The organism is Streptomyces sp. NPDC002276, from assembly GCF_053891435.1.
In genome coordinates, this window is record NZ_JBSFCQ010000004.1 from 554,077 (window position 1) to 568,553 (window position 14,477).

At 71.9% G+C, this 14,477-nt stretch carries 13 protein-coding genes and 2 tRNA genes; 9 read left to right on the plus strand and 6 right to left on the minus strand.

The genetic code is table 11. The features are described 5' to 3' along the window. The first annotated feature begins 214 nt into the window (after positions 1–214). Positions 215–679, plus strand: a complete 465-nt coding sequence (locus ACWIHT_RS14430; RefSeq protein WP_456167926.1) for a MarR family winged helix-turn-helix transcriptional regulator — start codon at positions 215–217, stop codon at positions 677–679. A 17-nt stretch (positions 680–696) separates the two neighbouring features. On the opposite strand, the gene ACWIHT_RS14435 is transcribed toward ACWIHT_RS14430, so the two are convergent. Both ACWIHT_RS14435 and ACWIHT_RS14440 read right to left on the minus strand, forming a co-directional pair. Next, positions 697–1,692, minus strand: coding sequence for a DUF3048 domain-containing protein (locus ACWIHT_RS14435; protein WP_456167927.1), 996 nt, complete (start codon positions 1,690–1,692; stop codon positions 697–699). Positions 1,693–1,818: 126 nt separating this feature from the next. Further along, on the minus strand, positions 1,819–2,889 hold the full coding sequence (locus ACWIHT_RS14440) for an ATP-dependent DNA ligase (protein ID WP_456167929.1): 1,071 nt from the start codon (positions 2,887–2,889) through the stop codon (positions 1,819–1,821). A gap of 75 nt (positions 2,890–2,964) precedes the next feature. On the opposite strand from ACWIHT_RS14440, the gene ligD reads away from it, so the two are divergent. The 3 genes from ligD to ACWIHT_RS14455 all read left to right on the plus strand — a co-directional run bounded on the left by ligD (position 2,965) and on the right by ACWIHT_RS14455 (position 6,057). Continuing rightward, positions 2,965–3,987, plus strand: coding sequence for a non-homologous end-joining DNA ligase (gene ligD, locus ACWIHT_RS14445; RefSeq protein ID WP_456167931.1), 1,023 nt, complete (start codon positions 2,965–2,967; stop codon positions 3,985–3,987). A 4-nt stretch (positions 3,988–3,991) separates the two neighbouring features. Beyond that, positions 3,992–4,921: an ornithine cyclodeaminase family protein gene (locus ACWIHT_RS14450; RefSeq protein ID WP_456167933.1), complete on the plus strand. Its 930-nt coding sequence runs from the start codon at positions 3,992–3,994 to the stop codon at positions 4,919–4,921. 89 nt (positions 4,922–5,010) lie between these two features. Beyond that, a complete protein-coding gene (locus ACWIHT_RS14455; RefSeq protein ID WP_456167935.1) occupies positions 5,011–6,057 on the plus strand; it encodes a LacI family DNA-binding transcriptional regulator in 1,047 nt (348 codons plus the stop codon). A gap of 22 nt (positions 6,058–6,079) precedes the next feature. Here the strand turns inward: ACWIHT_RS14455 and ACWIHT_RS14460 are convergent, their stop codons facing one another. After that, a complete protein-coding gene (locus ACWIHT_RS14460) occupies positions 6,080–6,871 on the minus strand; it encodes a VOC family protein (protein ID WP_456167937.1) in 792 nt (263 codons plus the stop codon). 288 nt (positions 6,872–7,159) lie between these two features. Between ACWIHT_RS14460 and ACWIHT_RS14465 the strand changes: the two genes are divergently transcribed. The 5 genes from ACWIHT_RS14465 to ACWIHT_RS14485 all read left to right on the plus strand — a co-directional run bounded on the left by ACWIHT_RS14465 (position 7,160) and on the right by ACWIHT_RS14485 (position 10,225). Beyond that, the gene (locus tag ACWIHT_RS14465) at positions 7,160–7,405 is read left to right on the plus strand and encodes a WhiB family transcriptional regulator (RefSeq protein WP_456167939.1); all 246 of its coding nucleotides are present in this window, start codon (positions 7,160–7,162) and stop codon (positions 7,403–7,405) included. Positions 7,406–7,469: 64 nt separating this feature from the next. Beyond that, positions 7,470–7,541: transfer RNA gene (locus ACWIHT_RS14470), tRNA-Ala, on the plus strand. A gap of 10 nt (positions 7,542–7,551) precedes the next feature. Beyond that, positions 7,552–7,623: transfer RNA gene (locus tag ACWIHT_RS14475), tRNA-Glu, on the plus strand. Positions 7,624–7,652: 29 nt separating this feature from the next. After that, positions 7,653–9,005, plus strand: a complete 1,353-nt coding sequence (locus ACWIHT_RS14480; protein WP_456167941.1) for an SDR family NAD(P)-dependent oxidoreductase — start codon at positions 7,653–7,655, stop codon at positions 9,003–9,005. After that, entirely contained in the window at positions 9,002–10,225 is a 1,224-nt protein-coding gene (locus ACWIHT_RS14485; RefSeq protein ID WP_456167943.1) for a ribonuclease inhibitor, read from the plus strand. Before ACWIHT_RS14480 ends, ACWIHT_RS14485 begins: the two co-directional genes overlap by 4 nt. On the opposite strand, the gene ACWIHT_RS14490 is transcribed toward ACWIHT_RS14485, so the two are convergent. From ACWIHT_RS14490 to ACWIHT_RS14500, 3 genes are all read right to left on the minus strand, one after another. Then, positions 10,203–12,029 (minus strand): AAA family ATPase, encoded by a 1,827-nt coding sequence (locus ACWIHT_RS14490; RefSeq protein WP_456167945.1) that lies wholly within the window; start codon positions 12,027–12,029, stop codon positions 10,203–10,205. The two genes, ACWIHT_RS14485 and ACWIHT_RS14490, sit on opposite strands and share 23 nt — an antisense overlap. Next, entirely contained in the window at positions 12,030–13,433 is a 1,404-nt protein-coding gene (locus ACWIHT_RS14495; RefSeq protein ID WP_456167947.1) for a DUF2201 family putative metallopeptidase, read from the minus strand. Between the two features lie 181 nt (positions 13,434–13,614). Next, complete coding sequence (locus tag ACWIHT_RS14500) at positions 13,615–14,466, minus strand: hypothetical protein (RefSeq protein ID WP_456167949.1); 852 nt, start codon at positions 14,464–14,466, stop codon at positions 13,615–13,617. Positions 14,467–14,477 lie beyond the last annotated feature (11 nt).

The following is a 14,477-nucleotide window of genomic DNA, read 5'->3' on the forward strand; positions in this document are numbered from 1 at the left end:
AAAGCGCCCGGTCAGCAGTCCGTGCGGTGCAGATCGCCGCAGTTCGTCAGGGCACTGAGCATTTCGGTGAAGTTTCTTTCACGCTGCCACTGTGGGGCCGCTCCGTCAAGACCTGGGAGAAGCCCCAGGTCGGCTCCGTGCACAGGCCTGGACTCGGCCCCAGGGTCCCCGGGTATCGTTCAGTGCACGGACGAATACGACTTCGGGAGGGCACATGGGCGCGGTGGACCTCACCATTCACCCCGGGCACCTCGCCCGGCGGCTCCAGCAGGCGCACTACCTGCTGTGGAACACGATGGTCTCCGAGGAGATCACCTCCCCGCAGTTCGCGGTGCTCAACGCACTCGTCGCCGAACCGGGGCTCGACCAGCGCACGGTCGGCGAGCGGGTGGGCTTGGACCGGTCCACCGTCGCCGAGGTGATCAGCCGGCTGAGCGGCCGCGGTCTCCTCGACAAGGTACGTGACGCGCGCGACGGCCGCCGTTTCCTGCTCTGCCTCACCGACGACGGCCGACGCGCCCACCGCAAGCTCGCCGTCCGCACCGCCCGCATGAACCAGGTCTTCCTGGCCCCCCTCTCCGCCGAGGAACAGGGCGTCTTCCTCGACCTCGTCCAACGCGTCTCCGACGCGGCCGAGGGACTCCGCAACCCCACGGAGCCCCTCGCCGCCCACCGCTGACCCTCGGGCCATCGCTGTCAGGCCTTCGCGAACACCACCCAGACCTGGCCCTTCGCGAAGTTCACGGGCGTGCCGTCGGAGGTGGTGAACTCCGTCCCGTCCGGCGCCGTCGGCCGCTTCCAGTCGACGCTGTAGGTACGGCCGTCCCGCAGGACGTCCGCCTTCCCGGAGCCGACGGTCACCGTGTACGGCGTGTTGTTGCCGAGGACGTCGTGATAGGCGGACTTCTGGATCTTCACGTACTGGACGACGACCGTCGCCGGGGCCAGCCGCTTCCCGGCGGTCGTCACGGTGGGCGTGCCGTCCTCGGTGACCAGCCAGCGGTGCTGCGACCCGGACCAGGTGAAGGTGAAGCGGGCCGCCGGATAGCGCACCGTGCGGGAGGCGGTGGCCTTGCCGCCCGCGGGGGCCGCGCCGTAGCGGAAACCGGTGGTCAGAGCCGCCGCGCCGGGGGCGGACGAGAGCAGCTTGCTCGGGCGCAGATAGAGGTTGTGCGGGGCGGACTTGTCGGCACCCCGGTAGTAGGCGCTCGCCACCTCGTCGGGCGACGCGGACCGCAGCGGCGCCTTGTCGATCAGCGGCAGCAGCTTGTGCTGGGCACCGGAGAAGGCGAGCGTCGGGTCGTCGAACTGGCGCAGCAGCTCCAGGTCGGAGACACGCGCGCTGCGGACCGGTCCAACGGACCTGGGCAGCTTGGTGGCGAACACCGCCATCAGCCGGCTCAGTCCGCCCTCGACCTGCTCGGCGTAGACGATGTCCGCCGAGTCCAGGCCCGTCTGCGGGCGGGCCGCCGGCACGTTGTCGATCTTCACCGCGAGGACCGGTCCTGCGGCGGGGGCGACCGTGCTCGGACTCTCGGTCGGGCTCTGCGTGGGGGAGTGGGTCCGTCCGCGTCCGTCGTCGGTGGTGCCGCCGTGATGTGCCGTGCAGCCCACCGCGAGGGAGGCCGTCATCGTGGCGGCCAGCAGCGCCGCTCGTCTCGCGCCGCGACGCCGGGGCGCCCTCTGTCCCATGCCCACCGTTGCCACCAGTCCGTGTTTTCGATTGTGCTCTTATAAGTTCATTGGTGGCCATACCCGCTCGGTTGTGTTTGTGCGCGTCGAATGGGCCGATCGGCCCACCGGAAGATCCGGAAGAAGTCAGTCCGGCGGACCGAGGATCTCCGCGAGGTCGTAGCGGACCGGTTCCTCCAGCTGTGCGTAGGTGCAGCTCTCGGGCGTGCGGTCCGGGCGCCAGCGGCGGAAACGCGCCGTGTGCCGGAAGCGCGCGCCGTTCTCCATGTGGTCGTACGCCACCTCGGCCACCCACTCGGGCCGCAGCGGCACCCAGGACAGGTCCTTCTTGCCGGACCAGCGGCTCGGCGCCCCCGGCAGCCGGGCGCCCTCGTGCGCGGCCTCCTCCGCCCAGGCCGCCCACGGATGGCCGGTGGGGTCGTCCATGCGCAGCGGCTCCAGCTCCTCGATCAGCTCGGCGCGCCGCTTCATGGTGAAGGCGGCGGACACGCCCACGTGTTGGAGGGTGCCGTGGTCGTCGTGGAGACCGAGCAGGAGTGAACCCACCACCGGTCCGCTCTTGTGCAGGCGGTACCCGGCGACCACCACGTCCGCCGTCCGCTCGTGCTTGATCTTGAACATGGCCCGCTCGTCCTGGCGGTAGCGCAGGTCCAGCGGCTTCGCCACGACACCGTCGAGCCCGGCCCCCTCGTACTGCTCGAACCACCGTTGCGCCACCTCGACGTCGGTGGTCGCGGGCGCGAGGTGCACGGGCGGGGTCGCGTCGGACAGCGCCCGTACGAGCAGCGCCCGCCGGTCGCCGAGCGGTATGTCGAGCAACGACTCGTCGGCCAGGGCCAGCAGGTCGAAGGCGACGAAGGAGGCCGGGGTCCGCTCGGCCAGCGTCCGCACCCGCGACTCGGCCGGGTGGATGCGCTCGGTCAGCGCGTCGAAGTCGAGCCGCCCCTCCCGCGCGATCACGATCTCCCCGTCCAGCACGCAGCGCTCCGGCACCCGCGCCTTCAACGCCTCGACCAGTTCGGGAAAGTACCTGGTCAGCGGCTTTCCGGTACGGCTGCCCAGCTCGACCTCGGCGCCGTCGCGGAACACGATCGCCCGGAAGCCGTCCCACTTGGCCTCGTAGTGCATGCCCGGCGGAATCCTCGCCACCGACTTGGCGAGCATCGGCTTCACGGGCGGCATCACCGGCAGATCCATGGTTCCGATTCTGCGCTCGTACGCCGCTCACCGCCCGGTGTGCGATGTTCGGACGGCGGGCCTACGGTGGCTCGCATGGGCGAAGCGGTGGAACTGGAGGCGGGCGGCCGGACCGTACGGCTGTCCAGTCCCGACAAGATCTTCTTCCCGGAGCGCGGCTTCACCAAGCTGGACCTCGCCCGCTACTACATCGCGGTCGGCCCCGGCATCCTGCGCGCCCTGCGCGACCGCCCCACCACCCTGGAGCGCTACCCGGACGGGGTCGAGGGCGAGAACTTCTTCCAGAAGCGGGCGCCCAAGAACATGCCCGACTGGATTCCGCGCGCCCACATCACCTTCCCCAGCGGACGCAGCGCCGACGAGATGTGCCCCACCGAGGAGGCCGCCGTCCTGTGGGCCGCCCAGTACGGCACGCTCACCTTCCACCCCTGGCCCGTGCGCCGTGACGACGTCGACAGCCCCGACGAACTCCGCATCGACCTGGACCCGCAGCCCGGCACCGACTACGACGACGCGGTCCGCGCCGCCCACGAACTCCGCGCCGTACTCGACGAGTTCGGCGGTCTCAAGGGCTTCCCCAAGACCTCGGGCGGACGCGGTCTGCACGTCTTCGTGCCCATCGAGCCCAACTGGACCTTCACCCAGGTCCGCCGCGCCGCCATCGCCGTCGGCCGCGAACTGGAACGCCGGATGCCCGACCAGGTGACGATCAAGTGGTGGAAGGAGGAGCGCGGCGAGCGCATCTTCGTCGACTACAACCAGACCGCCCGCGACCGCACCATCGCCTCCGCCTACTCCGTACGACCCCGCCCGCACGCCCCCGTCTCGGCGCCGCTGCGCTGGGACGAGGTCGGCACCGCGCACCCACGCGACTTCGACCTGGCGACCATGCCGGCCCGTTTCGCCCAACTCGGCGATGTGCACGCCGACATGGACGACCACCGTTACTCCCTCGACGCCCTTCTCGAACTCGCCCGCCGCGACGAACACGACCACGGGCTCGGCGATCTGCCCTATCCGCCGGAGTACCCGAAGATGCCGGGGGAGCCCAAGAGGGTGCAGCCGAGCCGCGCGAAGAAAGAGCCTGAGGGATCCTGAGCGGATGACCCGCCTCCTGACCCGAAGCGACCTCGTGGACCTCCTGGAACCCTCGGCCTGTCTCGCCGCGCTGCGCGACGGCTTCCGCGCCGTGGGCGCCGAGGTGGCGATTCCCGGCCAACGGGTGCGCACCGACCTGCCGTTCCCCGGTACGGCCACCGCCCTGATCCCCGGACTGCTGCCCGGCATCGAGGCCTACACCGTGAAGGTCAACGCCAAGTTCCCCGGTGCGCGGCCCGCGTTGCGGGGTGTCATCTGCCTGTACAGCGGTGTGGACGGCGAGTTGCTCGCCCTGCTGGACTCGGCGACGGTCACCGCGTGGCGTACGGGACTGGCGGCGGCGCTGGGTACCCATGTGCTGGCGGGCCCGGCCGAGGACGCGGCGGTGGGCGTCATCGGTGCGGGCGCGCAGGCCGAGTTGATGGTGCGGGGGCTGGGCGTCCTGCGGCCGTACGGTCAACTCCTCGTCCACGACACGGACTTCGAGCGGGCCACCGACTTCGCGGTACGGCACGGCGGCCGGGTGCTGGGCTCGGCGGCGGAGATCGCCTCGGCCGCCGACGTCGTGCTCCTCGCGACCTGGTCCCGCACCCCGCTGCTGTCCCTCGCGGACACCCGTCCGGGCCAGCACCTCACCAGCCTCGGCGCGGACGAACCCGGCAAGCGGGAACTCGCCGCGGACCTGCTGGACGAGGCGCTCGTCGTCGTCGACGACCGCCAACTGGTCGCTGCCGTGGGCGCGTTGACCCCGGACGACATCGACACGACCCTCGGCGACGTACTGCGCGGCGACCACCCGGGCCGCACCGACGCCACCGCCCGCTCGGTGTACGCCCCCGTCGGCCTGCCCTGGCAGGACCTGGCGCTCGCCTGGCTGGCGTACCGGAGGGCGGAGGAGGACGGGGTCGGGCGGCGGGTGAATCTGCTGGGGTGAGCCGGAGGGTCGCGTCGAGTTGGGAGCGCTCTCACCGTCTGCTTCGCCCGCGGCTATCCTGATCCGCAGCATCGAGGAGGGGTCCAGAAGTGACCGAGACAGCACCGCGTCCCACGCTGGAGGCCGTGGCCGCGCGGGCGGGGGTGTCGCGGGCCACCGTCTCCCGCGTCGTCAACGGCGGGGACGGGGTGCGGGAATCGCTCGTCGTGCGGGTCCGGCAGGCCGTGGACGAACTCGGCTACGTCCCCAACCAGGCCGCCCGCTCCCTGGTGACCAGGCGGCACGACGCCATCGCCGTGGTGATCGCCGAACCGGAGACCCGGGTCTTCGCCGACCCCTTCTTCGCCATGCAACTGAGGGGCATCAGCAAGGAGTTGACCGCCCACGACTCCCAACTCGTGCTGCTCCTCACGGAGGGCCGTGCCGACCACGCCCGGGTCGGCCGCTATCTCGCCGGCGGACATGTGGACGGCGCGCTCGTCTTCTCCCTCCACCTCGACGACCCGCTGCCCGGACTGATCCAACGGGCCGGTGTCCCCACGGTGTTCGGCGGCCGGCCGTCCTGGAGCGAGGGAACCCGCGCGTCCGGGCCCACCGTGTACGTCGACTGCGACAACCGGGGCGGTGCCCGCGAGGCCGTACGGCATCTCGTCGGGCTCGGCCGCACCCGGATCGCGCACATCACCGGCGCGCTCGACCAGACATCCGCGGTGGACCGGCTCGACGGGTTCCGGGACGTCATGGTCGACGTCGACCCCCGGCTCATCGTGGAGAGCGACTTCACGCCGGGCGGCGGCGAGCGCGCGATGCGGGAACTCCTCGACCGCTGCCCCGACGTGGACGCCGTGTTCGCCGCCAACGACCTCACCGCCTACGGCGCCATGAAGGTGCTGCGCGAGGAGGGGCTGCGGGTGCCCGAGGACGTGGCCGTGATCGGCTTCGACGACATGCTTCCGGTCGCCGAACAGACCGAACCGCCGCTCACCACGGTCCGCCAGGACATAGAGGAGATGGGCCGGTTGATGGCCCGCCTGCTGCTGCGCGGCCTCGACCGCCGAGCCACCAGCGAGGGCGTCGGAGGCGCGCCGTCCAGCGTGATCCTGCCGACCACACTGGTCCACCGCGCCTCCGCGTAGGCCTGCCCCCGGGGGCGATCCGTCAGCTCTGCGGCGGCTCGCTCTTGATGACGGCGAAGCGGGCGCCGTGCGGGTCGGTGAGCTGGGCCATGCGGCCGACGCCCTCCATGGTGGCGGCGGGCACGGTGACCTCGCCGCCGGTCTCCAGCGCCTTGGCCACGGTGGCGTCCACGTCGGCGACCTCGAAGTAGGCCAGCCAGTACGCCCCCGAGGCCGCCCCGGTGGCGTCGAAGTCGAGCGGGACGACACCGCCGAACATCGCCTCCTCACCGGCACCCGCCGGGTTGAGACAGGTGTAGTCACCGCCCGGCATGGGGGCGGCCGAGGTCTCCAGACCGAACGAGGCGTGGTAGAACGCCGCGGCCGCCGCGACGTCCGGCGTGTACAACTCCACCCAGGTCAGCGAACCGGGGTCGCCCGCCACGTCGACACCCTTGGTCCGGCCCGGCTGCCAGACGCCGAACGCGGCGCCCGCCGGGTCCCTGAGGATCGCCATGTGCCCCTCGCCCATCACGTCCATAGGCTGGAACAGGACCGCGCCGTGCGCCTGCTCCACCGCCTTGGCCGTGGCCTCCGCGTCCGGGCTCTGGAAGTACACCGTCCAGGCGGACGAGTCGTGCTCCGGCGGCAGGGGCATGCCGCCGGCGACCGTCCGGCCGTCCAGTTGGAAGAAGCCGTAGCCGCCGGCCTCGGGTCCCGCCGACTGGAACTCCCAGCCGAAGAGACCGCCGTAGAAGGAGATGGCGCTGTCGATGTCGGGCGAGCCGACGTCCAGCCAGTTGGGAGCGCCGTTGACGAAACGGGTGGTGAGCATCTTTGCCCTCCTCATTGAAGGGTCCCGTGGTGAGGGGGTCCGTTCTCTGCATTGCCGAGTCTCGCACCGCCCACTGACAATCGCTGCCGGAGTGCCGGTTCGACTTGGGGACACGGCCGTCATCACCCTCGGTGACCGCTGAATTTCTCCGTGTTTTCATCGGGTTCCGCGCGCCGCCGTGCGCCCGTGCGGGCGCGCCGCCACCATCGGGGGTGGCCGGAGGCCCCGGAGCGCGGCGTTGATCCCACGTTGATCGAACGTTTTTCACCGCACGGCACGCTCCTGCTCATGCACATCGACACGATCACCTCGCCCGACCTGGACTGGCAGCAGGAGGCGTTGTGCGCGCAGACCGGGGCGGACTTCTTCTTCCCCGAGCCCGGCAGCTCCGTGCGAGAGGCCAAGCGCATCTGCGGCATGTGCCCGATCCGCTCCATCTGTCTGGAGTACGCCCTCGACAACGACGAGCGCTTCGGCGTGTGGGGCGGCCTCTCGGAGAAGGAACGCCTGGAACTCCGACGCGCCTCGCACTGACCGGGACCGGGGCGTTTATCGATGCGGTCCGCACGCGGGCGTGCGGTTAGGATCCGGGGGCGCACCCGGGCGTAGCGCAGAGGCAGGCGCACGTCTTGGCAAGACGGTCACATCGGTTCGAATCCGATCCCCGGGCTGCGTTCGCGGGCCCTGTAGAGCAGAGGCAGACTCGCCGCCTTCTCATGGCGGTCACGCCGGTTCGAATCCGGCCGGGGCCCATTTCTGAGCACGGCCGGGGCGGGATTCGATGACTGACGAGGGCGGGATCACCGAGGCGGAACTCGCGGCCTTCCACCACGCGGTGGGCAGGCTGCGGGAGTTGCCCGCCGACGATCCGGTGCGCCTGCACGCGGAACAGGTCGCCGCGTCCTTCGCCCGGGACGGGCGACTGCGGCGTCGCAAGGCGCGTGGCGCCGACGTGTCCGCCGCCGACGCGGCGACCATGGCCGCGACCGCGACGGGAGCGGCGGACCGGCGCGAGGACACTCCGCTGGGTCCGACGGGCGAGCCCGCCCGGGTGGACGCCGGTGGCGTCTACCGCAAGCCGCGTGGTTGCTATGTCTGCAAGTCGCCCTATCGGCAGGTGGATTCGTTCTACCACCGGCTGTGCCCCGACTGCGCCGCCGACAACACCGCCCGCCGCGCGCTGAGTACGGATCTGAGCGGGCGCCGGGTGCTGCTCACCGGCGGGCGGGTGAAGATCGGTTTCCAACTGGCCCTGATGATGCTGCGGGACGGCGCGGAGGTGCAGGTCACCTCGCGGTTCCCGCACGACACCGTGCGCCGCTTCCACGCGGAGCCCGGCAGTGCGAAGTGGCTCGACCGGCTGACCGTGCTCGCCGTGGACCTCCGCGACCCGCGCCAAGTCCTGGGCCTGTGCGAGGAGTTGCGGGGGACCGGCGAACCCCTGGACATCCTCGTCAACAACGCCGCCCAGACCGTACGGCGGCCCCCGCGGTCGTACGCCCTGCTGGCCGCGGGCGAGCGCGACGCGCTGCCCGAACGGGCCCGGCAGGCACCGGGGTTCACACCCATGCGGATGCTCGCGGGCGGGGCCTCGACGCTGCCCGTCGTCCTGCGCGAGGCCGACGAGGCCGGACTGCTGCCCGACCCGTCCCCCGACAACTCCTGGTCGGCACGGCTCGGCGCCCTCGACCCGGCCGAGGTCCTGGAGACCCAGCTCGTCAACGCGCTCGCCCCCGCCCTGCTGTGCGACCGGCTGCTGCCGCTGCTGCTCGCCTCGCCGCGCCCACGCCGGTACGTCGTCAACGTGACCGCCGTCGAGGGCCGGTTCGCCGTCCGCAACAAGACGGCCGGGCACCCGCACACCAACATGGCCAAGGCCGCGCTCAACATGCTCACCCGCACCAGCGCCGCCGAACTCGCCGAACAGGGCGTCCACATGTGCGCCGTCGACACGGGCTGGATCACCGACGAGAACCCCGCCCCCAAGAAGAGCCGCATGGCCGGCGCCGGTTTCCGCACCCCGCTGGACATCGTGGACGGCGCGGCCCGCGTCTACGACCCCATCGTGCGCGGCGAGTCGGGGGACCCGGTGTCCGGGGTGTTCCTCAAGGACTATCGGGAGGCGGCGTGGTGAGCGGGGACACGGAGGACACGGGTGAGGTCGGCTTCGCCGGTGTGGTGTACGTCCCGCCGCGTCCGGTCGCCGAACTGGGGCCGCTGCTGGACTGGTTGCGGGCGGGACAACCGGCCGGGGAGCGGCTGGACTTCACCGTGGGGACGGCGCTGCCGGACGGGCGGCTCGATCTGTGCAAACAGGGCCTGGGTGCGGAGGGCGCCGCACGCGTCGCCGAAGCACTGGCCCAAGGCCTTTCGCCCGTACGGCACTTGCTGCTCGGTACGGACGGGCTCGGCGACGAGGGTGCCGAGGTCGTGGCGGGCGGGAGCGGTGAGGTCGAGACGCTCTACCTGGGCTGCAACGGGATCACGGCCGGGGGTGTCTGTCGGATCGCCGACCAACTGCGCGCCTCGCCGCAGGTCGTGACCGGTGTGTGGCTCAAGCGCAATCCCCTGGGCAGCGGCGGTGGGCGGGCGGCGGCCGAACTCATCGAGTCCGCACGGTCGTTGCGCACGCTCGACCTCGTACAGACCGGACTCGACCCGGCCGGCGTGACCGTCCTGGCCGACGCGCTGCTGGCCGCCGCCGGGAACGGGCGCCGTATCGAGCGGCTCTTCGTCGGCGGCAACCCGCTCGGCGCGGAGGGCGCCGCACCCCTCGCCGCCGTCGTCGCCGCGGGCGCGATCGACGAACTCTACGTGTCCGCCGCCCAGTTGGGCGACGCGGGCGCCCTCCGCCTGGCCGACGCCCTGGAACGGGCGCCGTACGGACGGCTCGTGCGGCTGTCCGTCGCCAGCAACGGCATCGGTCCGCGGGCCGCGGCACGGCTGGTGACGGCGGCCACCGCGGCCGGGGTCGGTCTGCTGGACCTCGGCCGGGTCCGGGCGGCGGGTGTGCTGGGCGCGGCCGACAACCACGTCGATCTGTCCGCCGCCGAGACCATCGCCCACACCCTCGTGGCCGCCGAGCACCGCCTCACCCACCTCGTCCTGTCCCACACCGGGATGCGCAGCCGCGAGGCCCACCGCCTCCTCGACACGGCACCCCGCGCCATCAGCCCCACCCGCTTCGTCCTCGGCCGGGGCATCGCCGCCAGTGTCAAGCGCCGCCTGGAGACCCTCACCGCCCACGTCCCGCCACCACCGCTCGCCCCCGACGTGGCCGCCGTACGCAGCGTGCACCGCACGGCGCGCCCCGGTGAGGGCGAGCACGCGGTCAGCGACGCGCCATCCCGGTGAATATGTCGGTCCAGAACCGCTGTTGCTGTGCCGACGCCCCGACCAGATAGGTCGCCCGGAGCTTCGCCGGGAGCAGGGCGACCATGCGGGCCACCACCGCGCGGTGCTTCTTCAGCTGGGACAACTCGGCGTTGGCGAGGATCTGATGGACCACGTCGCTGTCGTCGCCGCCCTCGTCGGTGTGGTCGGCGGCGCGGCGCAGCCGGGCCTCCCAGCGGTCCGTGTCCCGGGCCAGTTCGCGCAGTCCCGTCACCGGGCGGCCCTTGAAGCGGTCGATCAGGGCGGTGAGCGGCACGGGCGCGTACTCGCCGTCGCCCAGGTAGACCGTCGCCATCTCCAGCGGCAACCCCTTGCGGTGCAGCTTGATGAGCCGCTCCAGGGTGCGCTTGGTGATCCAGGCGCGGCCGTCGTCGTCGATGTCGTGCTTCCACCACTCCAGCACCGTCTCGGCGTCCGCGCCGTACCGCGCGAGCAGCCACTCGTTGGCCGGGATGTCCTCCGGCTCCACCGTCAGCGAGGCCGTGAACCGGGTCGCCTGGGCGATGTTGTTCCGCGAGACCAACAGCTTGCGGCCGAGGTGGTACGGCGGGTTCTGGACGGCGATCTGCGCCCGCAGGTTCTCGATGCGGCGGCCCGCGAGGGACCACTCCTGGGTGATCTCCATGAGCTTGGCGAACGCGGCCTTGTCCTTGGGACGGTTGTACTCGTCCCACACGATCGCCTTGGCCTCGGGTCCCATGAAGTTCGCGGCCAGCAGGTTGTCCAGGGTGCCGTCCGGCGACGGGATCGGCGCGCACAGGTCCTCGACGTTCGTCACCGGCAGCGAGAAGTACAGCGGCTCCCGGCCCAGGCCCGCGCGGACCGTCTCCCGGACCAGCTCCGTCTTGCCGCAGCCGGGCGGCCCTTGCAGCAGCACCGTCCAGCGGTTGCGCAGCGCGGCCCGCACCACCTGCCGTACCGGGTCGGGGATTGTCGCCGGGTTGGGCACACCGAGGGCCCCGGCGAGGCGGTCGAGGATCTCCGCCGTGCGGTTCTGACCGGGCTTGCCGTCGGGGCCCGGCTCGGCCAGCCGCAGCCGCTCGCCGTCGATCAGGGGCAGGCCCCAGCGGAGCGGGAAGCCCTCCTTCGCGTTGGCCAGGATGTGGTCCAGCGTGCGCGGGGACAGCAGCTCGCGCAGCGTGGGGGAGAGCGACGCCCACACGGCGAACACCGGATTCAGGTCCCAGGGGCGGTACTTGACGGCGAGATGCCGCCGCCAGGACGTGTCGTTCGCCGTGATCCGCATCGTGACCATGCGGTCGAGCAGCGCGAGGTCGCCGCGCCGGGCCGAGGTCTCCGACAGCGACTCGTTGTCCGTGAGGAAGACACCGACACAGCCCAGTGCCCGCAGATCGTGCTCGCCGAGCGTCCAGTTGCAGGCGATCTGCATCAGCTGCGACTGGATCGTGTCGCCCGCCTGGAGCGAGTCGTCGATGAGCAGCACGAACGGCGTTCCCGGCTTCAACTGGCTCATCACCAGCTGCCGCAGCACGAGTTCACCGCTGTGCGGGTCCCGTACGGGCGCGTTGATCAACAGGTCGTCCGGCGTCAGGTTCGCCGCCGGGACGTACACCAGCGCGGTGCCGGGGTGGGCGCGCCCGAGGTGGGAGAAGAACGTCGCCGTCTTGCCGATGCCGTGCTCGCCGAAGATCTGTCCGGTCTGCCCCAGGTCGATCATCGCGTCGATGAAGGACTCCAGGCGGGACACCTCGCGCCCGCCGCGCCCGGCCGCCGGGGTCGTCAACTGCCCTGTCTCCGTGCCCATTTACCGCGATCCTGTCGTGACGCGATGGCAGTCCATCGCGGGGGTGTGCGTCTCGGGCCACTCGCTGCCGCCCTCGGTGATCAGCCAGATCCACTTGCCCGGCTCGGCGGGCGCGATCGGCGGCGCGTGCCCGTCGGTGAGCATCACGACCGCGTCCGGGGTGACGTCGAACCGGCGGCCGTTCACCTCCGTGCGCCCCTCCACGTAGTCCGCGACCACCTGGAAGCTCGTGCCGCCACCGCCGTAGACCCGCTCGCCCGGTGCGAACGGCATGACCACGCTGTCGAAGGACAGCCAGTGGGCCTCGACTCCGTCGATGCGGCCGACGAGTTCGGTGAGCCAGGTGATCACCTGCTGCGGCATCGAGCCCGAGGTGTCGTAGGCGATCACCAGGACCTTGTCGCGGACCGGGCCGCGCCGGGACAGCATCGGGTCCTGGCCGAGGGCCGCGAGCAGGGCGCCGCGCTTCTTCGGGTACACCAGCCGCTCGCCGTCGCGCAGCTTCGAGCCGAGGACGTCGACGAGCCAGCGCTGCCACCAGTGGACCGTACGCGTGCGTGCCGTCTCGCCGCGCAGGACGCCCGCGCCGAGGGTCCCCCAGATCCGGGCGGCCCGCGCGGAACCCTCCTCCGTACGGCCCATCAGGTCGAGCAACTCCCGCTCCGCGCCCGCGTGTCCGCGCCGCGCCGCCAGCAGGGAGTTCAGCAGCGCGGACGACGTCACCGCGTCCACCGTCTCCTGGTCGGCCGGTACCCAGCCGTCCATCAGGTGCGCGCACAGGTGCCGGTCCGGGACCGGGGGATGCGCCATGCGCTTCAGCTCGCCGTAGACCTTCATGTCGGTCGCGACGAACTCCTCGTAGGGGACGGGCTCCAGGCCGTGTGCGGTGAGGTCCTCCTGGTAGAGGGCGTGGATCCGGCGTGGGTCGATGCCTGTCGGGCGGCCGTCCAGCAGGGGCAGTTCGGTGCGGCCGAGCCGGACCAGGGCGACATGGTTGATGGAGACCTCGGCGGCCAGCTCGAACACCGGGTCCTCGCGCAGCTCGGGGTCGGCGAACAGATGCCGCTGGACCAGGTGCCGGGCCTCGTGGAAGAGCACGAACTTCACGCCGTCCAGACCGAGTTCGACGAAGAAGTCCGGGTTGAAGAGCAGCAGACAGGAGCCGTCGCCGGAGGCGACCACGGCGGCCGTGTCCACCGCCGTGGTCGGGATCTGGTGATGGCACTTCGCGTACAGCCAGGACGCCACCGCGGACTCGGTCAGCCCGAAGTCCAGCAGCGCGGCCTCCTTCAGCCGCCGTGCCTCCGCGACCTTCGCCGGGTCCGCCGGCCGGTACCGCTCCAGCGCCCTGCGGTCGGCCAGATCGACCACAGGGGTACGCCGACCCCGCTCCCCGTACGCCATCCCACGCCCCCCGCGCCGCAGTTCCCCCGATGGCTCATTGGTACCAGGCCCCACTGACATCGGGCCAAGGCATTACGCTCTGGCCCCAAGGGCGGGGTCGTAGCGCAGAGGCAGACGCACCGGTCTCCAACTGGGGCACGCTGGTTCGAATCCAGCCACCCCGCCCCCCTCGCGGCCCGGCTCAGGCGATCGCGCCCGCCGTCACCACCAGCTCCGCCGCGTTCCCGTGGAACGTGTCGATCAGCTGCGCCAGCACCGCCCACGCGTCCTCGCGGTCGCCCAAGTGCTCGCGCACCAGCGGCCGTAGCGCGTCCTCGGCCTCGGCCACGCGCGTGGGGAACACCAGACGACCCGTGGACAGCACGTCCAGCACGTGCGACGCGGGGCCCCAGGAGGTCGCGTAGTCGGCCGGGCCGTCCAGCACGCCCGCCTGCTCGACGCGGTGGGTGAACCTGCGGTGCGTGCCGAACTGGGCGCGGAGCGCGGGTGGGCAGTCCGGTCGTACGGACAGTGCCCAGCGCGCGAATCCGGGCAGTGGGCGGTCCCGGTCCGCCTCGGTGACCGCCTGCCAGTCGGAGCGCTCCAGGACCATCGACGCGGCCGTCCGCGCGGCCTGCATCGAGGTGCCCTCGCGCAGGGCGCCGAGCAGGCCGAAGCGGGTGTAGCTCTCGGGGACCGGGGGTTCGTCCTCCGGGCCCAGGTTCGCGTGGACGGGCAGCGGGCCCGTGCGGGCGGCGCCGAAGGGTATGCCCCGCACGATGGCCCGGCGCATCGCGCTGTCGGCCGAGATGTGCCGCCAGACCCACAGGTTCAGGTCCGGGTCGTCCTCCTCCAGTACCCACAGCAGCACGGAGACCGGCACCGGTTTCCGACTCCAAGGCCACAACAGGGCGTTGTGTCCCTCCGGGCGAGTGGTGGCCGTCTCCGTCGGCTCGGGCAGGCCGATCCGGCGCCGTATCCGGTCCGCGTCCTCGTGGTCGGTCAGGCCCAGCAGAAAGCCGACCGCCGCCCCTGACGTGCTGTTGTCACGCATGGCGGCATGAT